The following is a 21,060-nucleotide window of genomic DNA, read 5'->3' as shown; positions in this document are numbered from 1 at the left end:
CTCACCATGCTGGTTTCTCCGGACTGACAAAAGTTGGCCTTCAAGCAGAATTGTTCTTTCTTTGTTCTTATTGGTCTGATACCGTTTTTGGGTGTCAAAAAACTGTTATCCGGATTTTGCAGCTGGGCGCGGTGCGCCAGCCAATGCCTCCCCTTCCCGTTTCAACCTGAAATCGCGGGAAGCCGACGGGGACTGGCTGGACGAACGCGTTGAAATCGATGGTGCCATCGCGCCGCTGAAGACCCAGGTAACTTTAGAACACCCCAAAACAATTCTTGCGCGCAACTCGTCACCCGACATCCCCTTTGATAAGTCGGTCAATCCTTATCGCGGGTGTGAGCATGGCTGCATCTATTGCTACGCCCGACCCAGCCATGCTTTTCACGACCTGTCGCCCGGGTTGGATTTTGAGAGTAGATTGTTTGCCAAACCCGATGCAGCAAAGCTGTTACGTGCTGAGATTGGACGTAAAGGGCATGTTCCGACACCGATCGCCTTTGGAACCAACACCGATGCTTATCAGCCGATCGAGCGCGAATGGCGGATCATGCGGCAATGCCTTGGGGTGCTCGCCGAAACCAACCATCCGCTGACCATCACCACCAAGTCCGACCGGGTACTACGCGATCTGGACCTGTTGGCGCCGATGGCGGCGAAGGGGTTGGTGGCGGTTGCGGTATCCGTTACGATGCTCGATTCTAAACTCCACCGCATCCTTGAACCAAGAGCCCCTCGTCCGGAGAAGCGCCTCGCTGCAATCAAGGGCTTGGTTGCCGCAGGCATCCCGACCCATGTTAATGTCGCTCCGATCATCCCGGCTATCAATGATCTTGAAATCGAGGCGATCCTTGAGCGCGCTGCAGAGGTTGGCGCGAAGACGGCAAGCTGGATCCCTCTGCGCTTGCCGCATGAAGTCGCCCCTCTGTTTCAGGATTGGTTGCAGGTCCATTTCCCAGACCGGGCGGGAAAGGTGATGTCGATCGTCCGATCAATCCGCGAAGGACGCGACAATGACCCCAGCTTTTTTCAAAGGATGCGCGGAACGGGACCATGGGCGGATTTGATGCGCACGCGATTCAAGATCGCAGCCCGCAAACTGGGGCTCAACCAGTCAAAGATTCAACTGCGCAGCGACCTATTCATACCGCCGCGCAGCGATGGGCAGTTGGCGCTGTTCTGATCAGCTAAAGCTGCCCGGATCGCCTTCCATAGGCGCAAAGCGGATCAACCGGCTGGTCTGGACCGCCGCCTGCCTGTTGACCACGGCAAGACGATATCCGGGATCAGTCACCATTTCGAGAAACGCGCCCGCATTTGGATATTGCGCGATAAAGGCGGCATCCCAATGTTCGTCGGCAGGGCCGGTCAGCACGGTCTGGAACGCTCCGCGCCAGACGACACTGCCTCCAACCCGCTGGAATATCGGGCCGCTGGTTTTGCCATATTCCTGATAGGCGCGCTCGCCACTCCAGCCCTTGCCCGCATTCTCATGCCCCTCGGGATATGTCGCAATGTCGCGATAGCGGATCAGATTGAGCATCTGGATCGGCACATCGCGTGGCAGGGCCTTAAAGGCATCAAACGCCGCGCGCGTCGGATCGACATGCGCCTCGCCAGACATCAGCTGAGCGACCTCAGCTTGTAATCCTTATAAAGCTTGCGCAATTCGGCCTTCTGGATTTTGCCCGTACCAGTGATTGGCATACTTTCAACGAAATGCACCTCGTCGGGCAGCCACCATTTGGCAATGCGCTCCTTGAGATAATTGATGACATCGTCTTCGGTCAGCGTTTCCGCTTCGGGCTTTTTCACCGCGACGATGATGGGGCGTTCGTCCCATTTGGGGTGATAGACGCCAATCGCCGCCGCCTGCGCAACGCCGGGGCAGCCCACCGCTGCATTTTCGAGTTCGACCGAGCTAATCCATTCACCACCCGATTTGATCACATCCTTGACGCGATCGGTAATTTGCATCGTGCCATTGGGGTGGATGACCGAGACATCGCCGGTGTCGAACCATTGTTCAGCATCAACCGCATCGGCATCGGCCTTGAAATAGCGTTTGATCACCCACGGTCCTCGGATCTGCAACGCACCCTCGGTCGTGCCGTCGCGTGGGGCGACATTGCCGTCTTTGTCGATGACGCGAAGCTCTACACCAAAGGGAATCTTGCCCTGCTTCGACACAACGTCGATTTGCGCTTCGAGGTTCATCTCGTCCCAACCCGGTATCGGCGCACCCATCGTGCCGATAGGCGAGGTTTCGGTCATCCCCCAGGCATGGGCAACACGCACACCCTGTGTCATCAATCGCTCGATCATCATCCGCGGTGCTGCGGTGCCGCCGATGGTGACCAATTGCAGTTTTCCTAGATCATAACGACGGCCCGCAGCCTTTTCCGCATCAAGATGCTGGAACATGGCGAGCCACACGGTCGGCACGCCCGCGCTATGGGTGATGCCTTCATCCAGCATCAACTTGTGCAGCACTGTGGCTTCGTTGGTCGTCGAAAATACGAACTTCACGCCAGCCATTGCACCCGCAAAGGGCAGCCCCCAACTGGCGGCATGGAACATCGGGACGATCGGCAACAACGCCGCTGTCATCGACAGGTTGAAAATCGTCGGCGCGACTTCCGCCATCGCGTGCAGCATGGTCGAACGGTGCTGGTAGAGTACGCCCTTGGGGTTGCCGGTAGTGCCGCTGGTGTAGCACAGCATGCACGGATCGCGCTCATCGCCCCAAACCCAATCGAAATTGCCGTCCTGCGCACCAAGCCACTCAACATACTGCTCGCTGTCGAAGACGATATAATGCTCAACGGTCTTCAAATGCGGCTTCAGCCGGTCGATCACAGGCTGGAACTGCGCATCATAGAGCAGCACCTTATCCTCGGCATGGTTCATGATGTAGATCAGGTCTTCATCGAACAGCCGCACGTTGACGGTGTGGATCACCCCGCCAGCGCCAATCGCGCCATACCATGCCGCCAGATGGCGGTGATGATTCATGGCAAAGGTGGCGACACGATCAGCAGGTTTCAGCCCCATGCTCACAAAGGCCTGCGCCATCCGACGCGCTTCCGATGCCACACCGGCCCAGTTGGTGCGTTCGATGCTGCCATCGGCCCAGCGCGTCACAATCTCGCGCGTGCCATGTTCGCGTTCGGCATAGTCGATCAGATGCGTGACCCTCAGGTCCCAATCCTGCATTCCACCCAGCATTTCTCTCTCCCCTGTCCGCCGCTTTGCTAGCGGACACTCATCAGATGCGGTTTTATCGGCGCAAGCTCCACATTCTCCACGCCCTCTATTTCTTTGACCTTCTCGACCAGCTCGACGTCAAGCCTGAATTTGCGTCCTAATACGATATCTGCGGTCTTGCCATTGGCAGCACGAGTGCGCGCAACGACCTCGCCTCGTCCGCCACCAAGTGGCAAGATCAACCCCTGCAACCGCAGAAAAGCATCCGCGCTGTCAATGTCGAGCATCATCTTGAATTGCGTATTCGATACCAGCCCGGCCAGCGGCTTTGCGCTGCGTATGGCGATACGCGGAATTTCCTCACCCGATGGCAAGTCCATTTCCACATTGAGCAACAGGCATTCGGCACTCTTCACCCATTCGGCGAGGCTGGCGCAAACGCCTTCGTCAAAACAGCTTGCCTGAAACTGGCCGCTGCTATCCGAAAATTCGGCCTGTACAAAACGGTTGCCGCGGCGTGAATCCCGCCATTTGACCGATTGCACCATCGCCGCCATCACGCCAGATTTGCGGCTGCCTTCCGGGATCGGGCCACAATCAATGGTTTCAAGATAGCTGCGCGCACCATGGCTGGCGGCCATCTGGGTGAATTGCGAAATCGGGTGGGCAGAGAAATAGAAACCGAACGCCTCACGCTCATGCTCCATTGTCTCGGCGACCGACCATTTCTCGGCATTGGGCAGACGCATTTGGCCAACGCCTGCATCTGCGTCACCACCAAACAGTCCGCCCTGCCCGCTCTCGCGCTGCTCACGCGCGGCCTGGGCAGTGGCCAATATGGTTTCGATGCCTCCGAATACCGATGCCCGTTTGCCGACAAACTCGTCAAAGGCCCCGGCAGAGGCGAGATTTTCAAGGCTTCGGCGGTTGATCTGTGCTGGATCAGCGCGATTAGCGAAATCGTCCAGATCCTTGAATGGGCCATTGGCTTCGCGCTCGGCCACCAGCGATTCCATAGCCTTTTCGCCGACATTCTTGATGCCTGCCAAGGCATAGCGCACAGCCAGCCCCTGCTCGCATTCCTCGACGCTATATTCGGCGTCGCTGTGGTTGATCGAGGGCGGTAGGCAGTGCGTGCCCATGCGGCGCATGTCGTCGGTAAAGATTGCCAGCTTGTCGGTCTGGTGCATGTCAAAGCACATCGACGCGGCGTAGAACGCCTCGGGATGGTGCCGCTTCAGCCAACCCGTATGGTAAGACAGCAAAGCATAGGCTGCAGCGTGTGATTTGTTGAAGCCATAGCCCGCAAATTTATCGATCAAATCGAACAGTTCGTTCGCCTTGGCGGCAACAATCTGGTTGTGCTCGGAGCAGCCAGCGACGAAAATCGCACGCTGCTCGTCCATTTCCGACTGGATTTTCTTGCCCATCGCGCGACGTAGAAGGTCTGCGCCGCCGAGCGAATAGCCGGCCAATATCTGCGCGGCCTGCATCACCTGTTCCTGATAGACGAAAATCCCGTAGGTTTCGGCAAGAATGCCTTCGAGCAACGGATGCGGATATTCGATTGCTTCCTCGCCATTTTTACGGCGGCCGAACATCGGAATATTGTCCATCGGACCGGGGCGATAAAGCGAGACCAGCGCAATGATGTCGCCGAAATTGGTTGGGCGCACCGCCGCCAGTGTGCGCCGCATGCCTTCGGATTCCAGCTGGAACACGCCCACCGTATCGCCTGATTGCAGCAACTCATAAGTTGCGGTATCGTCGAGCGTCAGCTTGTCAAATTCGACGATGATTCCGCGTTTAGCGAGCATCTGCGTCGCTTTTTGCAGCACCGAAAGAGTCTTCAGTCCCAGAAAGTCAAACTTTACCAGACCCGCCGCTTCGACAAATTTCATGTCGAACTGGGTCACGGGAACGTCGGATCGCGGGTCGCGATAAAGCGGCACCAGTTCAGACAGCGGGCGATCACCAATCACCACGCCCGCAGCGTGGGTCGAACTGTGGCGCGGCAGCCCTTCGAGCTTCATCGCTAGGTCGAACAGGCGTTTGACCTGCTCATCGCGGCGATACTCCTCACGCAATTCCGGAACTCCGCCAAGCGCGCGCTCCAGATCCCACGGGTCGGTCGGATGATTGGGCACCAGCTTGCATAGCCGGTCGACCTGCCCATAGCTCATTTGCAGCACGCGACCGGTATCGCGCAAAACCGCGCGCGCCTTCAGCTTACCGAAAGTGATGATCTGTGCGACTTGGTCGCGCCCGTATTTTTCCTGCACATAGCGGATCACTTCTCCGCGCCGTGTTTCGCAGAAGTCGATATCGAAGTCAGGCATCGATACGCGTTCGGGGTTGAGAAAGCGTTCGAACAGCAGGCCCAGCTGCAGCGGATCCAGATCGGTGATGGTCAATGCCCATGCGACCACCGAACCCGCGCCCGAACCACGCCCTGGCCCCACGGCAATATCGTGCGATTTGGCCCATTTGATAAAGTCGGCAACGATCAGGAAATATCCCGGAAAGCCCATCGAACAGATGACGTCACATTCAAATTCGAGGCGCTCGAAATAGGGCTTGCGCGCATCCTCTTCCTTAATGCCAGCATGCTCAAGCCGGGCAATCAGGCCCTCGCGCGCATCGTCGCGCAACTGCTGCTCTTCCGCCTCCCTATTGCCCGCAAGGCTGGGTAGAATCGGTTTGCGCTTCGGCGCACCTACGCCGCAACGCCGCGCGACCACAAGCGTATTCGCCAAAGCTTCGGGGACATCGGAAAACAGTTCCGACATTTGCTGCCAGGTCTTTATCCACGCATGCGGGCTGCTTTTGCGGCGATCCTCATTCTCGACATATTCGCCATCAGAAATGCAGAGCATTGCATCATGCGCCGGATAGAAATCGGGTTCGGCAAAACAGGCAGGGTTGGTGGCAACCAGCGGCAGATCGCGTTCATAAGCCAGCGCAATCAGCGCCTCTTCGGCGGCTTCTTCGGTGGCATCCCCGCGCCGCGCGAGCTCCACATAGAGCCGATCAGGAAACAACGTCTGCAGGAGCGCGCAATATTCAGCAGCGCTATCGAGTTGCCCGTCGGCAAACAGGCGCGTTGCGCCGCCCTCCCCTGCAGCCGTCAAAGCAATCAGGCCATCGGTGCGGCCTTCGAGTTGCGCAAAAGTCACCTGTGCTTCGCTGTCTTCGGGGTGCTCCAGATGCGCCATCGAGGTCAGGCGGCAAAGATTTTCGTAACCCGCCTCATCCTGTGCATAGAGCGCCAACCAATCGCGCACCATTTGACCGCCTGCATATTCCGGTGGCCGCTGCAGGCCGAGCATCAGCCCCATTATCGGCTGCACCCCGACCGCACGGCAGCCATCCTCGAATGGCATCACTCCATACAGGCCATTTCGGTCGGTCACGGCGATAGCAGGGAAGCCCAGCCCTTTGGCATATTTGCCGATTGCCTTGGGCTCGATCGCACCTTCGAGCATCGTGTAGGCGGAGAAAACCCGCAGAGGGACGAAGGGTGCGATGGCCATGCATTCACGGTGCGGCAGTCGCACTGATTCTGCAAATGAAAGCGTAGGCTAATTTGTGGACAAATGCTTCTCGTTGTGTGGCAATCACCCCAGTAGTTTTTCAATATCCTTCTCTAGCGAACCCGGCGCCACCTGCGGCCCATAACGACCCACAACCTTGCCATCGCGGTCGACGAGAAACTTCGTGAAATTCCACTTGATCGCACGGCTGCCGAGCAGGCCTGCCTGTTGGTCTTTCAAATGCTTCCACAGCGGATCGGCATTGTCACCATTGACGTCGATCTTCTTCGCCAATGGAAAGGTGACATCATAGGTCAGCGAGCAGAAATTCTTGATTTCCTCCTCATCCCCCGGTTCCTGCGAACCGAACTGGTTGCAGGGGAAAGCCATGACTACCAGACCCTTGTCGGCATATTTCTCGGTTAGAGCTTCAAGCCCCTTATATTGCGGCGTAAAACCGCATTTCGACGCGGTGTTTACGAGCAGCAACACCTTGCCCTTGAATTTGGACATATCCTGCTTGCCGCCGCCGGGCATGTCGACGGTGAAGTCATGTACGTTCATCAAAATTCTCCGGCGCTATTTAGCCGGAATAGGCTCTTTGCGCTTCCTGTACATAAAATCGAAATTGGTGCTCCATGTCAAACCATGGTCGGTTGATTGTTCGCCATGCTGGCGGACCGAGCCGTCGGGTTGGAGCGTGTAAGACATGCGAATAAGCGCATCCTGGCCCGGTCCGTTGACCCCAGCCCACATGCCGGTGAGCACCATCTTGCCGCCCGTGAAGCCGCCATCGAAATCGACATGGCCCGGCGCTGCACCGATCCAGGCCTGATGCCAACGCTTGGTAGCCGGATTATAGCCGTTGAGGCTACCCCCGCCCTGGCCTTTCAGCGGCATCCAGTTTTCGCGGATTGCGCAGCCGGCATAGAGTTTTTCGATCCGGCTATTCGCAATGAGAGGTACCTTGGACGCATTTTTCGGATCAACCGCAACATTTGGATAGACATCCCACTCACCCACCCAGAAATCAAACTGGCTGAATTCAGGCGCTGCACAAGGCGACGGTGGCGGTGTGGCGGGTGCAGCGCTTGATGTCGATTGCAAGGCAAACAAAAGTGTAGATGCAAATAGGCTCATTTTGTGTCTCCCCAGATAGACTGAAAATGCGGTCGCATTTCAAAATGGCAACACATAGTCGCTTGTAGCACAGCTGCTTTCGACAAACGTCTATTCAGCCCAAGACACCTTCGTGCAGGCGAACGATGCGGTCCATCTTGGCAGCAAGACGTTCATTGTGCGTTGCGACAAGCGCGGCCGATCCTTGCCCACGTACCAGTGCCATGAATTCGGACAGAACGATGTCTGCGGTTTTCTCGTCAAGATTGCCGGTGGGTTCGTCCGCCAGAACGAGGCGCGGCTTGTTGGCGAGCGCGCGCGCGACCGCCACACGCTGCTGTTCGCCGCCCGAAAGCTTAGCCGGGCGGTGTTCGAGCCGTTCGCCGAGGCCGAGCGTCGTCAGCAGATCTGTCGCCCGCTGCTTTGCAGCTTCCGGGTCGGTTCCGGCGATTAGTTGCGGAAGCGTGACATTTTCCAGCGCATCGAAATCGGGCAGCAGATGGTGGAACTGATAGACGAAGCCCAGCTTCTCCCGTCGCACCACGGTGGCCCTGTCAGGACCTGCATCGCGCATTTCCTCTCCATCGATCAGGATCGAACCGGTAAATCCGCCTTCAAGCAGCCCTAGCGCCTGCAACAATGTCGACTTGCCCGTCCCCGAAGGCCCGAGCAGCGCCACTAATTCGCCTTCGCGGATAGACAAATTCACGCCGCACAACACCTCGATGGTCACATCGCCCTGCGTAAAGCTGCGCCGCACATCGCGCATTTCGGCCACGATTTTATTCATAACGCAACACCTGCACAGGATCGGTTCCCGCAGCTTTGAAGGCCGGATAGAGCGTTGCAAGGAAGCTGAAGAACAGTGCCAAAGTGCAAATCGCCAACACCTCGAACGGATCGGTGCGTGAGGGCAACTCGGTCAGGAAGCGGATCGAAGGATCCCACAGTTCGAGCCCGGTCAAAAACTGGATTGCCGTGACGATCGACTGGCGGAAGAAAAGGAAGATGAAACCGAGGATTAAGCCCGCAACAGTGCCTGCTGCACCGATGAGCAGTCCGACTGTCACGAATATCTTGAGCAGCGACTGCCGCGACGCACCCATGGTCCGTAGTATCGCGATGTCGCGGGTCTTGGCGCGCACCAGCATGATCAGCGACGACAATATGTTGAACACGGCGACCAGCACAATAATCGACAGCACGATAAACATCGCCACCCGCTCGATCGCCAGCGCTTCAAACAGCGACGCATTCATGCTCTTCCAATCAACGATCACCGCCTTGTCAGCGATTTTGGGTTGCAAGGGTGCAAGAATGTCGTTGACCTTGTCGGGATCGGTGGTGGTGAGTTCGATCATCCCGATTTGGTCACCCATCAGCATCAGGATTTGCGCATCCTCGATTGGCATGATCACGAACGCCTTGTCATAATCATATACGCCGACCTCGAAGATCGCAGCTATTTCATATGAAATCTCGCGCGGAACGGTGCCAAAGGGCGTCGTCCGGCCAGCGGGATTGATGATGGTCAAGCGCTGCCCCAAGCGCGCACCCAAATTCTGCGCGAGGCGAGAGCCGATCGCGACCCGTTCGCTGCCCGGACGGAGCAACTTCATATCCCCCGCCAGCGTCTTGCCCTTGAGCGTCGGGTTTTCGAGTATATCGCGCACCTCCATGCCGCGCGCCAAGATCGCCTCTACACGCCCTTCATGGGTCGCAAGCAAGGGTTGCTCGATCAGCGGTGAGGCCTCGGTAACCCCCGGCGTCGCACGCACATCTTTGAGCACATCGCGCCAGTCGGCCAATCGCCCGCCATAGCCCTGCACCACCGCATGGCCATTCAGCCCGACAATCTTGTCGAACAGTTCGGCTCGAAAGCCGTTCATCACGCTCATCACGATGATGAGCGCGGCGACTCCGAGCGCGACGGCGACCAGACTGATCGTGGCGACGAGGAAGATGAACCCTTCGCCTTTACCCGGCAGCACATAGCGCCTGGCGATCATGCGTTCGTATCGATTGAGGATCATGTCGGTCAGTGTTCCGGCATAGCGTTGCAAGACAAGCCTTTAGGCGGCGCCATCGGTACGCGCAAGCCAAAGCCTCTATTACATTATTGTTGCAGCGATGACACACTCCGCGAAAAAGCGTTCGACCGAGCCAGAGAATCGTTGCGATCAGCCCGATTTGCGTCATTTTGCCGGTGCTGAATAGGTTCATCGCTGAATGGCCGTGGTTCAGGGGGATATGGTCCCACGCGACTTTGCGAAAAGCGAGGCGGTAGGATCCAGACGATTTTCGTCAATCGGGCCGTCCAATTTCGATTGGGCGGCCTTGATTTTTGTCCTTCACATTCCATTTATGGCTTGAGGGAGCCGGAGACGGTCCCTCAACCCACCAGAAAGCGCCGTGCATGCGGGCTTTCGACAGACACAAATTGCTCACAGGAGAATTTGACATGAACCGTTTTGATTTCACCCCCTATCGCCGCAACACTGTTGGCTTTGACCGCTTGTTCGACATGCTCGAAAACACTCGCGGCGCCACCCAAGGCGACAATTATCCCCCGTTCAACATCGAACGCACCTCTGAAACCGAATATCTGGTGACGATCGCGGTCGCCGGCTTCAAGCCCGACGAGATCGATATCACTGCGCAACAAAACCTACTGATGGTTGCCGGTCAGAAAAAGGTTGATGGCAATGACAACCGCGATTTCCTGCATCTCGGCATCGCCAACCGCAACTTCGAACGCCGCTTCCAACTGGCGGACCATGTGTTCGTCAAGGGCGCCGACCTTGCCGATGGTTTGTTGATCATCCAGCTTGAGCGTCAGGTTCCCGAAGAGCTGAAACCGCGCAAGGTTCTGATCGGTGGCACGCCACCAACCGTCATCGAACATAGCGATGAGAAGAAAAAGGGCGGCAAGGCTGCTTAATTGAAACCTCCCCTCCCGATTGCGGGAGGGGAATTCATTCAAACCAACCGGCTCTGCTCGACCGCCGCTTCGATGAAGCTGGCGAACAGCGGATGCGGGTCAAATGGTTTGGATTTGAGTTCGGGGTGGAACTGCACCCCGATGAACCAGGGATGGTCAGGCCGCTCGACGATTTCGGGTAGCAATCCGTCCGGCGACATGCCCGAGAACATCAAACCGCCCTTTTCCAGCGGCTCCTTATAGGCACCGTTGACCTCATAGCGATGGCGGTGACGCTCTGAAATCACCGACGAACCGTAGATACCTGACACATGGCTGTTCCCCGCAAGCCGCGCCTCATAGGCGCCAAGCCGCATCGTTCCGCCAAGGTCGCCGCCCGCTTCACGGGTCTGCAAGCCTTCTTCGGTCATCCATTCTGTAATGATGCCGACGACTGGTTCGTTGGTCGGACCGAATTCGGTACTCGATGCTTCAGCTATGCCCGCCGTATTGCGCGCGCCTTCGATGCAGGCCATCTGCATACCAAGGCAGATGCCGAAAAACGGCACCTTGCGTTCACGTGCAAAGCGGACGGCGGCAATCTTGCCTTCCGAACCGCGTTCGCCAAAGCCGCCGGGCACGAGGATCGCGTGCATTGGCTCCAACGCCGCGGTGATGTCGCTATCGTCCTTTTCGAACAATTCTGCGTCGATCCAGTTGATGTTGACCTTCACCCGGTTGGCAAAGCCGCCATGCGCCAGCGCCTCGTTCAGTGATTTATATGCGTCTGCAAGGCCGACATATTTGCCGACCACGCCGATAGTAACCTCGCCTTCGGGGTTTTGCTGCCGGTCGAGAATATCTTCCCAACGCCGCAGATCGGGAGCGACACCCGGCGTAATGCCAAAGGCACGCAGCACTTCATAGTCGAGGCCCTCTGCATGATATTGCAGCGGCACGGCATAGATGGATTTCGCATCGAGCGCGGGGATGACGGCTTCCTTTCGCACGTTGCAGAACGCCGCAATCTTCGCTTGCTCATTCTCAGGCAGCGGATGTTCGCAGCGGCAGAGAAGGATGTCAGGCTGTACGCCCAGCGCGGTCAGTTCCTTGACGCTGTGCTGGGTCGGTTTGGTCTTCAATTCGCCTGCGGCCGCAATATAGGGCACCAGCGTGACATGGACGAATACGGTCTGCTCGCGCCCCAGTTCGTTCCGCATCTGGCGAATTGCTTCGATGAACGGCAGCGATTCGATATCGCCCACCGTGCCACCGATTTCGCACAGCACAAAATCGAGGCCATCGACGTCCGCTTGGGCGAAGGCCTTGATCTCGTTGGTGACGTGCGGGATGACCTGCACGGTCGCGCCCAGATAATCGCCACGCCGTTCTTTTGTGATGATGTCTCGATAGATGCGACCCGACGTTACATTATCCGATTGCCTCGCCGAAACGCCGGTGAAGCGTTCATAATGGCCGAGATCGAGGTCGGTTTCAGCACCGTCGTCGGTCACATAGACTTCGCCATGCTGATAGGGCGACATCGTGCCCGGATCGACATTCAGATAGGGATCGAATTTACGAATACGGACCTTGTAGCCGCGCGCCTGCAAAAGGGCTGCCAGTGAGGCTGCCATAAGACCTTTGCCAAGCGAGGAGACCACGCCGCCGGTGATGAAAATGAACCGCGCCATGGGAGGAAAGGCCTAAGACGAGTTTATAGGATTCGGCAAGGGGCGATATGCCTGCCGAAGCAAATAAATTGTGGTCGCCGTCGCGCGCACTGCGCAAAAGTGACCGCAATCAGTGATTATTTGTCGAGCGGAACGTCGCTGGCGGGCGCTGCCGGTGCGGCCTTGTCAGCGGCCGGCGCAGATGCCGGAGCAGCGGTTGGGTCGACAGGCTGCTGCTGTGCGGCGGGTGCCGCGCGTTCTAGGGTTTCATCGACGCTCGAAGGTGCACCACGCTTGGCCGAAACGAACGCCATTGTAATGGCAAGGCCAACGAAGAGGGTCGCAAGAATCGCCGTGGTGCGGGTCAGAAAATCGCCTGCACCGCGCGCCGACATCAGGCCCGACGGGCTTCCCCCCATCCCCAGACCGCCGCCTTCGGAACGCTGCATCAGGATAACGCCAACCAGCGCAGCTGCAATAACGGCAAAAACGACGAGGAGGAAATGAAAGAGACCCATTTGATTGTCCGATAATTTTGTGAGGCCAATGGCCGGAATGCCGCCCACATAGGGATGACGGCCTGTCTTTTCAAATAATATCGCTCATGCGTCAGCAGCAGCGACCACGATCGGCAGGAATTTTTCCGCGTTCAGGCTGGCACCACCGATCAGGCCGCCATCGACATTTGGGATCGCAAGCAGGCTGGCAGCATTTTCGCCATTCATCGATCCGCCATAGAGGATGCGGAAGGCTGCACCGCTGTCGCCGAACCGCGCAACCAAAGCGCCACGGATCGCAGCGTGCATAGCCGCTACATCTTCAACCGAAGGGATACGTCCGGCGCCGATAGCCCAAACCGGTTCATAGGCGACAGCCAGCCAGTCACCCGCAGCAACGTCGGGAAGCGAGTCGGCAAGTTGTTCGAGGACAATTGCCTCTGCGTGCCCTGCATCACGTTCGGCTTCTGTTTCTCCGACACATACAATTGCAGACAGGCCGGATGCTTTTGCGGCCAGCGCCTTGCCGCGCACATCTGTGTCGCTTTCACCCTGCGCAGCACGGCGTTCGCTATGGCCGACAATGGTCAGCTTGGCACCCGCATCGGCAAGCATTTCCGCCGAGATGCAACCGGTATGCGCGCCCGAAACCGACATATGACAATCCTGCCCCCCAATCGCCATCTCGGGGAACCGACCGGCAGCGGGGCGGATCAGCGTGGCAGGAATGCACAAAGCGGTATCAACCGAAGGGAATGCCGCAACCGCAGCACTTATCGCCGCGATATCGTCGAGTTGCGCCAACAATCCGTTCATTTTCCAATTGCCTGCGATCAGCTTGCGCATCGTGTAATCCTTAGAACGGGCCGAGATGGCGACGAATATGATTCGGCCCGCTAGCAAATCGGCGGTGCAAATCCAAATGGCCTTCGCGCTTGATTGCCCGCGCACTGCCGCCTAAAGCGGGCGCCAATTGCGCTTTGCCATAGTTTTTTCAGGACCGACATGATCAGTTTTATCCGCAAGCTTCTGGGTTCACGCTGGGGTGCCATGATAGCCCTCGCCTTTGTCGTATTGGTCGGTTTTGCCTTTGCATTGGGTGATGTTACCGGATCCGGCAGCTTTGGCGGGCTGGGTCAGGGCCATGTTGCCAAAGTTGGCAGCAAGAAGATCGGCCTGGGCGAATTTCAGGACCTGCTCGACAACAGCCTGCGCGCCGAACGCCGTGACAACCCGACGCTCGACATGGCAAAGTTCGTTGAAAGTGGCGGGCTTGATGGAACGCTCGAACGGCTGATCAACCGATATGCACTTTCGGCCTTTGGCGAAGAACATGGCATTGCGGTGAGCAAGCGCCTCGTCGATTCCGAGATCCGCAAGCTTCCCAATGTGACCGGACCCGATGGCAAGTTCAGCGATCAGGCCTTCCAGACCTTCCTGCAGGGCCTTGATCTCACCGAAGCGATGATCCGCGATGATTTCACGCAAAACCTCTATGCTCAGCAGATCCTGCCGGTTGCGGGTGTAGGTGCGCCTGCCCCGACCAGTCTGGTAATGCCATATGCGTCGCTGCTGCTCGAAAAACGCGCAGGCAATGTCGCGTTGATCCCCTCGCAGGCCTTCCTACCGTCGGCACCTCCCAGCGATGCGGTGCTGCAGACCTATTACCGCGCCAACTCCGCACGCTTCACCATCCCCGAAAAGCGCGCGATCAGCTACGCGATCTTCGACGCCACTATCGTCGATGCCAAGGCCGATGCAACGACGCAGGAAATTGCGGACTATTACAAGGCCAATGCCAAGAAATATGCCGCATCACAAACCCGCGACATCAGCCAGTTGGTGTTCCCGACCGAAGCAGCCGCCAAAGCCGCGCTTGCAAAACTTTCGGGCGGACAGTCCATTGCTGCGGTCGCCAGCGAGCTGGGCCTCAGCCCGACCAACAGCAATGGCGTGACCCGTGAGGCACTGACCAGCTCGGCATCCAAGGCTGTGGCCGATACTGTCTTCGCAACAGCCGCCGGAAAGACTGCAGCCCCCACCCGTGGTAGCCTTGGCTGGTATGTCGTTAGGGTGAATGCGGTGAATGAAATTGCCGCTCGCCCGCTGGCTTCGGTCAGCGCCGAAATCGCAAAGACGATTGCGACGGAAAAGAAGGCTGAACTGCTCTCCGATCTGACATCCGAAATCGAAGATGAATTTGCCGGTGGCTCGACGATCGGCGATATGGCGAATGCCAATGGCCTGAAGGTTGAAACCACCCCCAAATTATTCGCCAACGGCCAGAACCCTGCTTCGCCTGCCTACAAACCCATCGCCGAAATGCAGCGCATCCTGCCCGCTGCATTCGATATGGAAAGCGATGGCGAAGCCCAGCTTATCGAAATCGTGCCCGGCGAGAAATTCGCGATGGTTTCGGTAGCGGACTTTGAAGAAGCCGCTCCACCTCCGCTCGCAGGAGTGCGCGACGTTGTGCTTCAGCAATGGGCGTTTGCAGAGGGTTCTAAAAAGGCAAAGGTTGTTGCCGAGCAGGTGCAACGCGCTGTCCTCAGCGGCAAGCCGCTTGCTGATGCGATGGCCGCAGTCGGTACCAAATTGCCTGCAGTTGAAGCCATTTCGGGCAGCCGTATGGACCTCAACCGCGAAGGCCAGCAAATGCCCCCGCCGCTCGCGATGATGTTCGCGATGAAAAAGGGCACGGCAAAAACGCTCGATGCTGGGCGTAGTCAGGGCTGGTTCGTGGTGCACCTCAATGAAGTCATCAAGGGCGATGCCAGCAAGAATGTTGAACTGGTCGCCGCCCGCCGTCAGGAAATGCTCAGCCTTTTACAACAGGAATATGCCGCACAGCTGATCAACGCCGCGCGCGCAGAAATCGGCGTCAGCAAGAATGACAGCGCGCTCAAGGACATCCGCAACCGCCTGACCAATCAGGACGCGGCACAGTAAGGCGTAACGGACGGGTATGAACGACACCAGCTCTGCCCGTCTCGCCGATATTGCACGCGCGCAACTGGCTGCTGGCCAATCCGCGATTGTGTGGCGCGATCTGATCGCCGATACCGAAACCCCGGTTTCCGCAGCGCTCAAGCTGTTCGAGGCCGGGCGCGGCGATTTCATTCTGGAATCGGTAGAGGGCGGCGCGGTGCGCGGTCGGCATAGCCTGATCGGTCTTGCTCCCGATCTGGTTTTCCGCGCCGACGGCGACGCGGCAGAGATCAACCGCAACTGGCAGACCGACCGTACGGCCTTTGCGCCCACTGGCGAAGGTGCCCTTGCCAGTTTGCGCAAGCTATTCGAAGCATGCCGTATCGATATGCCCGAAGGGCTCCCTGCGGCCTTTGCCTGTCTTGTCGGCCATTTTGGTTATGAGACCATAGGTCTTGTAGAAAAGCTGCCGCGTCCACCTGCAAACCCCATAGGCGTGCCCGACATGATGTTCGTGCGGCCTACTGTGGTGCTTGTGTTCGATCGGCTTGCTGACCGACTATACATTGCCGCCCCGATCTGGCCCGAGGGCGGAGACCCTGAACGGTTGATTGCAGCCGCCTATGATCGGATCGACGCCACAGCCGCGAAACTGGCTCAGCCGGTTCCGGCGAGCATGGCCCATGCAGAACTTGCGCCGCTACCCGAACCAACCCCCGCACTCGTTCCCGGCCAATATGAAAAGATGGTGCTGAAGGCGAAGGACTATATCGCGGCGGGAGACATCTTCCAGGTCGTGCTGGCGCAGCGTTTCTCGCTGCCCTTTTCCCTGCCCCCGGTCGATCTTTACCGCGCGCTGCGGCGGATCAACCCGTCGCCGTTTCTCTATTTCCTCGACATGCCCGGCTTTGCCCTCATCGGTTCAAGTCCCGAAATATTGGTGCGCGTCCGCGACGGCGAAGTTACCATTCGCCCGATTGCAGGAACGCGCCCGCGCGGCAAAACCGCGCTTGAGGATGCCGAAAACCGTGATAGCCTGCTCGCCGACCCCAAGGAGCGTGCCGAGCATCTGATGCTCCTCGATCTTGGCCGCAACGATGTCGGCCGCGTCACCGAAGGCGGCAGTGTGACCGTGACCGACAGCTATATGGTCGAATTTTACAGCCATGTGATGCACATCGTCTCCAACGTCGTCGGCAGGCTGGCCAAGGGCAAAGACGCGCTCGATGCGCTGTTCGCCGGCTTCCCCGCTGGCACTGTCAGCGGTGCGCCAAAGGTCCGCGCCTGCGAGATCATCGCCGAGCTGGAGCCCGAAACCCGCGGTGCCTATGCAGGCGGGGTCGGCTATTTCAGCCCGGACGGGAATATGGACAGCTGCATCGTATTGCGCACCGGTATCGTCAAGGATGGCATGCTGCATGTGCAAGCAGGTGCAGGCATCGTTGCCGACAGCAACCCCGATTATGAGCAGCGCGAATGCGAAGCCAAGGCAGGCGCGCTGATGGCCGCTGCCCGCGAAGCCGTGCGCGTCGCCGGAGAGGCTGGGTTCGGGCAATGAGCAATAATCGCATCCTCGTCATCGACAATTATGACAGCTTCACCTTCAACCTGGTCCATTATCTGCAGGAACTGGGCGCCGAGGTGGAGGTAGTGCGCAACGATGCGATTTCCGCCGGGCAGGCGCTGTCGAGCGGTGCGCAGGCCTTCCTGCTCTCCCCCGGCCCCTGCACGCCCAATGAAGCAGGCATCTGCCTCGATATGGTCGCAGCCTGTGCGGAGGCGAAGAAGCCGCTGCTTGGCGTCTGCCTAGGCCATCAGACCATCGGCCAGCATTTTGGCGGTAAGGTCGTGCGCGGCGGGTTGATGCATGGCAAAACCAGCCCGGTCGGCCATGACGGCAGCGGGCTGTTTGAGGGCCTCCCCTCGCCCTTCACAGCCACCCGCTATCACTCGCTGATTGTCGAAAATATTCCTGGCGAACTGATCGTCAATGCGACCTCGGATGACGGCCATGTCATGGGCTTCCGCCACCGCGAACTGCCGATCCACGGCGTCCAATTCCACCCCGAAAGCATCGCCACCGAACATGGCCATGCAATGCTCGCAAACTTCATGCGCTTGGCGGGGATGACGCCGAAGGAACGGGTGTGAACGAGATCCAGTTCGAGGTTCGGGAATACGATCTGGTTGCTGCGCAGCGCCTATATCAGCTTGGCGGCATAAAACGCTACGCCATGATCATGGGCATTGTCGTTGTTGCTTTTCTGTCTCTGGTTTTTGCCATGGATGAAGGCTTTGATTTGGGGGCTATGACATTCACCTTTGGCGCGATGTTTGCCGTCATCGTTTTGCTCCCGATCCTGTCGCGCTATTGGTCGATCCCGCGGATGGCGCGTAAAGCGCTTAAGCATGACAAGAACCTGAGAGAGCCTACCTCTTTCCGCTGGGACAGTGAAACGGCGAGCATGGCGAGTGATACCGCGAACTGGACCCAACCGATCGCCGATTTCGCAGCATGGCGCGCCGATGAAAACGTCATCCTGTTGTATCGCCAGACCCATCTCTACCATTTCATCCCCACCCGCGCCTTTTCCGACGCCGCCACCCGTCAGTCGTTGATCGATGCCTTGGTCGCCAATGGTGTGTCGAACAAATGGCCACCGAAATGAGTCTATCGGTTTCCGAATCCGAAGCCCTGTTCGGGCAAATGCTCGACGGCAAAATGTCCGATGCCGAGATCAAGGCCATCCTGATCGAAATGGCCGAACGCGATGAGACATCCGAGGAAATTGCAGGGGCCATCCGCGCGATGCGGACGCGCATGATCCGGGTGACCGCTCCAGAAGGTGCCATCGATGTTTGCGGCACCGGCGGTGACGGGGCGCACAGTCTGAATGTCTCCACCGCAGTCGCCATTGTTGTCGCCGCATGCGAAGTGCCGGTTGCCAAGCATGGCAACCGTGCGGCATCGAGCAAGGCAGGCGGGGCTGATACGCTGGAGGCGCTTGGCCTCAACCTTGATCGTGCAGCGGCGACCGCAGAAGCAACACTTGCCGACCTTGGCATCGCCTTCCTGTTCGCGCAGAAATACCACCCGGCGCTAGGCCGCATCGCGCCGATCCGCCGGGAAATCGGGCGGCGCACCATATTCAACCTCACTGGCCCTGCCTGCAATCCGGCGGGCGTCAAACATCAGTTGATTGGTGTTGCGCGGCCCGATTTCATGCCGGTCTATGCCGGTGCACTCGAACTTCTCGGCTATGACGATGTCATGCTGGTCGCGGGCGACGAGCCGCTCGATGAACTGTCGATTTCCGGCCCAAGCAGTTTCATCCGCCTCGGCCGTGCAGCCGAACGCATAACCCCTGAGGATGCTGGCCTCCCTCGCCACCCGCCCGAAGCTCTGAAAGGCGGCGATGCCCATTACAACGCCGAAGCCCTCCGCCGCCTTCTCGCAGGTCTAACAGACACCGCCCAAGACCTCGCCTATCGCGACGCCGTCCTCTTCAACGCCGCCGCTGCACTGATGGTCGCAGGGCATGCGCACGACTGGCGTACCGGTGTCGAGGAGGCTGCCGAGGCCATCGACAAGGGGTTGGCCAAGGCGTTGCTTGAGTGCTGGATCAACTTCTAAAGCACTACAGCGCGGCTATTTTCCGATTTTGCCAAAATCAAAATCCGCTTTGGTGGCCTCGTTCCGCTTGGCCAAGTCCGCCATTCGTGCATCTAGCGCGGCGCGATCCAGCCATCGTCCGTCAACGCTAACGCCTGCGATCTTGCTGATGTTGGAAATGTTCTCCAACGGGTTGGCGTTTAACAGCACAAGATCGGCGCGCTTGCCGACCTCAATAGTGCCACGATCGCCGTCGACGCCCAACCAGATTGCAGGCAGCCGCGTCGCTGTGGCCAACGCCTCTTCGCTGGAAAGCCCCACCCCAACCATAAGTTCCAGTTCTTCGTGCAAGGAAAACCCGCCAACGACGCCAGAGGTCAATGCGTCGCTTCCCGCTACAATTGGCACGCCTTCGGCCTTAAACGCTTTGACCAATCGGCGATGGAATTCCACCATTCGGTCAAAATAATCGATCAACTTTGGTGACGAGTTGCGGTTATACCGGTTCGCGGTGGTCCATTTGCTTTGCAGCAACGGGTGCATGTATTTCAAGTTCGGGTTCGCCTTCATTTCATCGAGCGAGCGAGTCTCGCTGGCGATCCAGCGCATTGTCACTAGTGTTGGCGAAACCCATGTCCCATTCTGCTTTGCCAAGCGTGCAAAGCGTTTTGCATCTTCATCGGTGAAGTTGGCGGATTGTTTTGAGAATTCTTCTGCGTGCGCGACCATCGCAAAACCCGGAACAAATGCCTTTTCCAGCTGGCCTTCGAAGGATTCGGGAATATGCCCCAAAACCTTCATGCCTTGTCTATTGGCCTCTTCAACAATTGCGATAAAAGTATCGACATTCAGATCCGAATAGACTTTGACGAAATCATAGCCTTCGGCTTTGATGTTGCGAACGGTTTGGCGTCCATCAGCGGGGGTATTCGCGATACGACCTCGTCCCTCAGCACCATTGATCACTGCGGCAAGCGCGATGCTTGGCCCCAAAATCTTACCCGAAGCGATTTCATTCCTCTGCCCAACCGACGCTGCAACCGCATCCAGATTGAGCAACTGCGTTACACCGTTGGCGATGTAGGGCGTCATAATATCTTGGGTATCGAAGAAAAACGTTGGCGCTTCGGTTGGATATTTAGGCGGTCGTGGCAGTCCGTCAGACGGCAAGTGCACATGCATGTCTGTCAAGCCCGGTATTAGCCATTTGCCCTTGCCGTTCAGGCGTTTTGCGCCCTTTGGAGCGACGCCGTTAAGAGAGGTTATCCGGCCATTTTCAATTACGACTGTGGCGTCCGCAATTACGCCTCCTGTCTCTGTCATCGGTACGATGGTAACATGCTCAATGACGGTCGCCGATGCCGGGGTTTCATCGCGCTTGCCTGGCTTTGCAATGGCAACGACCGAAGTCAGGCCCAAAGAAAATGCTATTGCCAGTTTGGCCATCGACATTGTCGTTTTACGATATGTCATTCGATAGAACCTCATCCATGTCCTTGCATAGCCTCACATCAGGGCTTCGCTTGACGCAACAATAGTGTATCTCCCGCGCAAAATCTCATCTATTTGAGCG

At 57.9% G+C, this 21,060-nt stretch carries 18 protein-coding genes; 7 read left to right on the top strand and 11 right to left on the bottom strand.

Annotated features, from left to right (window positions below):
- The first annotated feature begins 91 nt into the window (after nt 1-91).
- Nucleotides 92-1,180 (top strand): PA0069 family radical SAM protein, encoded by a 1,089-nt coding sequence (locus ABL922_RS00615; protein WP_349022262.1) that lies wholly within the window; start codon nt 92-94, stop codon nt 1,178-1,180.
- On the opposite strand, the gene ABL922_RS00610 is transcribed toward ABL922_RS00615, so the two are convergent.
- The 7 genes from ABL922_RS00610 to ABL922_RS00580 all read right to left on the bottom strand — a co-directional run bounded on the left by ABL922_RS00610 (nt 1,181) and on the right by ABL922_RS00580 (nt 9,889).
- Nucleotides 1,181-1,621, bottom strand: a complete 441-nt coding sequence (locus ABL922_RS00610; protein ID WP_349022261.1) for a DUF1330 domain-containing protein — start codon at nt 1,619-1,621, stop codon at nt 1,181-1,183.
- On the bottom strand, nt 1,621-3,225 hold the full coding sequence (locus ABL922_RS00605) for a long-chain fatty acid--CoA ligase (RefSeq protein WP_349022260.1): 1,605 nt from the start codon (nt 3,223-3,225) through the stop codon (nt 1,621-1,623). The genes ABL922_RS00610 and ABL922_RS00605 overlap by 1 nt, the downstream gene beginning before the upstream one ends.
- A 26-nt stretch (nt 3,226-3,251) precedes the next feature.
- Complete coding sequence (gene dnaE / locus ABL922_RS00600) at nt 3,252-6,737, bottom strand: DNA polymerase III subunit alpha (RefSeq protein ID WP_349022259.1); 3,486 nt, start codon at nt 6,735-6,737, stop codon at nt 3,252-3,254.
- Nucleotides 6,738-6,821: 84 nt separating this feature from the next.
- Nucleotides 6,822-7,301, bottom strand: coding sequence for a glutathione peroxidase (locus ABL922_RS00595; protein ID WP_349022258.1), 480 nt, complete (start codon nt 7,299-7,301; stop codon nt 6,822-6,824).
- 15 nt (nt 7,302-7,316) lie between these two features.
- Nucleotides 7,317-7,877 (bottom strand): hypothetical protein, encoded by a 561-nt coding sequence (locus tag ABL922_RS00590; RefSeq protein WP_349022257.1) that lies wholly within the window; start codon nt 7,875-7,877, stop codon nt 7,317-7,319.
- A 94-nt stretch (nt 7,878-7,971) separates the two neighbouring features.
- On the bottom strand, nt 7,972-8,646 hold the full coding sequence (locus ABL922_RS00585) for an ABC transporter ATP-binding protein (RefSeq protein WP_349022256.1): 675 nt from the start codon (nt 8,644-8,646) through the stop codon (nt 7,972-7,974).
- Complete coding sequence (locus ABL922_RS00580) at nt 8,639-9,889, bottom strand: lipoprotein-releasing ABC transporter permease subunit (RefSeq protein ID WP_349022292.1); 1,251 nt, start codon at nt 9,887-9,889, stop codon at nt 8,639-8,641. Before ABL922_RS00580 ends, ABL922_RS00585 begins: the two co-directional genes overlap by 8 nt.
- Nucleotides 9,890-10,317: 428 nt before the next feature.
- On the opposite strand from ABL922_RS00580, the gene ABL922_RS00575 reads away from it, so the two are divergent.
- On the top strand, nt 10,318-10,797 hold the full coding sequence (locus ABL922_RS00575; protein ID WP_349022255.1) for an Hsp20 family protein: 480 nt from the start codon (nt 10,318-10,320) through the stop codon (nt 10,795-10,797).
- A 38-nt stretch (nt 10,798-10,835) separates the two neighbouring features.
- Here the strand turns inward: ABL922_RS00575 and ABL922_RS00570 are convergent, their stop codons facing one another.
- The 3 genes from ABL922_RS00570 to tpiA all read right to left on the bottom strand — a co-directional run bounded on the left by ABL922_RS00570 (nt 10,836) and on the right by tpiA (nt 13,792).
- Nucleotides 10,836-12,470, bottom strand: coding sequence for a CTP synthase (locus ABL922_RS00570; RefSeq protein WP_349022254.1), 1,635 nt, complete (start codon nt 12,468-12,470; stop codon nt 10,836-10,838).
- A gap of 116 nt (nt 12,471-12,586) precedes the next feature.
- Nucleotides 12,587-12,967, bottom strand: a complete 381-nt coding sequence (gene secG, locus ABL922_RS00565) for a preprotein translocase subunit SecG (RefSeq protein ID WP_349022253.1) — start codon at nt 12,965-12,967, stop codon at nt 12,587-12,589.
- A gap of 84 nt (nt 12,968-13,051) precedes the next feature.
- Nucleotides 13,052-13,792, bottom strand: coding sequence for a triose-phosphate isomerase (gene tpiA / locus ABL922_RS00560; RefSeq protein WP_349022252.1), 741 nt, complete (start codon nt 13,790-13,792; stop codon nt 13,052-13,054).
- A 159-nt stretch (nt 13,793-13,951) separates the two neighbouring features.
- Between tpiA and ABL922_RS00555 the strand changes: the two genes are divergently transcribed.
- Genes ABL922_RS00555 through trpD form a run of 5 tightly spaced genes read left to right on the top strand, consistent with a single transcriptional unit; the run spans nt 13,952 to nt 19,508 of the window.
- The gene (locus ABL922_RS00555) at nt 13,952-15,895 is read left to right on the top strand and encodes a SurA N-terminal domain-containing protein (protein WP_349022251.1); all 1,944 of its coding nucleotides are present in this window, start codon (nt 13,952-13,954) and stop codon (nt 15,893-15,895) included.
- A gap of 16 nt (nt 15,896-15,911) precedes the next feature.
- Nucleotides 15,912-17,432, top strand: coding sequence for a chorismate-binding protein (locus ABL922_RS00550; protein ID WP_349022250.1), 1,521 nt, complete (start codon nt 15,912-15,914; stop codon nt 17,430-17,432).
- Nucleotides 17,429-18,025, top strand: a complete 597-nt coding sequence (locus tag ABL922_RS00545; RefSeq protein WP_349022249.1) for an aminodeoxychorismate/anthranilate synthase component II — start codon at nt 17,429-17,431, stop codon at nt 18,023-18,025. Before ABL922_RS00550 ends, ABL922_RS00545 begins: the two co-directional genes overlap by 4 nt.
- Entirely contained in the window at nt 18,022-18,543 is a 522-nt protein-coding gene (locus ABL922_RS00540; RefSeq protein ID WP_349022248.1) for a YcxB family protein, read from the top strand. Before ABL922_RS00545 ends, ABL922_RS00540 begins: the two co-directional genes overlap by 4 nt.
- Entirely contained in the window at nt 18,540-19,508 is a 969-nt protein-coding gene (gene trpD, locus ABL922_RS00535; RefSeq protein ID WP_349022247.1) for an anthranilate phosphoribosyltransferase, read from the top strand. Before ABL922_RS00540 ends, trpD begins: the two co-directional genes overlap by 4 nt.
- A 15-nt stretch (nt 19,509-19,523) precedes the next feature.
- Here trpD and ABL922_RS00530 read toward each other — a convergent pair whose 3' ends face one another.
- Entirely contained in the window at nt 19,524-20,960 is a 1,437-nt protein-coding gene (locus ABL922_RS00530) for an amidohydrolase family protein (RefSeq protein WP_349022246.1), read from the bottom strand.
- Between the last annotated feature and the right edge of the window lie 100 nt (nt 20,961-21,060).

The organism is Sphingorhabdus sp. (assembly GCF_040079335.1).
Taxonomy (GTDB): Bacteria; Pseudomonadota; Alphaproteobacteria; order Sphingomonadales; family Sphingomonadaceae; genus Sphingorhabdus_B.
Note: the sequence above shows the minus strand (reverse complement) of the source record. Positions and strands in the feature narration are given on the sequence as shown.

What these genes read in the sequence shown, in the direction of transcription:
- ABL922_RS00610 (WP_349022261.1), bottom strand. Translation starts at nt 1,621, where the DNA reads ATGTCTGGCGAGGCGCATGTCGATCCGACGCGCGCGGCGTTTGATGCC.
- ABL922_RS00605 (WP_349022260.1), bottom strand. Translation starts at nt 3,225, where the DNA reads ATGCTGGGTGGAATGCAGGATTGGGACCTGAGGGTCACGCATCTGATC.
- dnaE (WP_349022259.1), bottom strand. Translation starts at nt 6,737, where the DNA reads ATGGCCATCGCACCCTTCGTCCCTCTGCGGGTTTTCTCCGCCTACACG.
- ABL922_RS00595 (WP_349022258.1), bottom strand. Translation starts at nt 7,301, where the DNA reads ATGAACGTACATGACTTCACCGTCGACATGCCCGGCGGCGGCAAGCAG.
- ABL922_RS00590 (WP_349022257.1), bottom strand. Translation starts at nt 7,877, where the DNA reads ATGAGCCTATTTGCATCTACACTTTTGTTTGCCTTGCAATCGACATCA.
- ABL922_RS00585 (WP_349022256.1), bottom strand. Translation starts at nt 8,646, where the DNA reads ATGAATAAAATCGTGGCCGAAATGCGCGATGTGCGGCGCAGCTTTACG.
- ABL922_RS00580 (WP_349022292.1), bottom strand. Translation starts at nt 9,889, where the DNA reads ATGATCCTCAATCGATACGAACGCATGATCGCCAGGCGCTATGTGCTG.
- ABL922_RS00575 (WP_349022255.1), top strand. Translation starts at nt 10,318, where the DNA reads ATGAACCGTTTTGATTTCACCCCCTATCGCCGCAACACTGTTGGCTTT.
- ABL922_RS00570 (WP_349022254.1), bottom strand. Translation starts at nt 12,470, where the DNA reads ATGGCGCGGTTCATTTTCATCACCGGCGGCGTGGTCTCCTCGCTTGGC.
- secG (WP_349022253.1), bottom strand. Translation starts at nt 12,967, where the DNA reads ATGGGTCTCTTTCATTTCCTCCTCGTCGTTTTTGCCGTTATTGCAGCT.
- tpiA (WP_349022252.1), bottom strand. Translation starts at nt 13,792, where the DNA reads ATGCGCAAGCTGATCGCAGGCAATTGGAAAATGAACGGATTGTTGGCG.
- ABL922_RS00555 (WP_349022251.1), top strand. Translation starts at nt 13,952, where the DNA reads ATGATCAGTTTTATCCGCAAGCTTCTGGGTTCACGCTGGGGTGCCATG.
- ABL922_RS00550 (WP_349022250.1), top strand. Translation starts at nt 15,912, where the DNA reads ATGAACGACACCAGCTCTGCCCGTCTCGCCGATATTGCACGCGCGCAA.
- ABL922_RS00545 (WP_349022249.1), top strand. Translation starts at nt 17,429, where the DNA reads ATGAGCAATAATCGCATCCTCGTCATCGACAATTATGACAGCTTCACC.
- trpD (WP_349022247.1), top strand. Translation starts at nt 18,540, where the DNA reads ATGAGTCTATCGGTTTCCGAATCCGAAGCCCTGTTCGGGCAAATGCTC.
- ABL922_RS00530 (WP_349022246.1), bottom strand. Translation starts at nt 20,960, where the DNA reads ATGACATATCGTAAAACGACAATGTCGATGGCCAAACTGGCAATAGCA.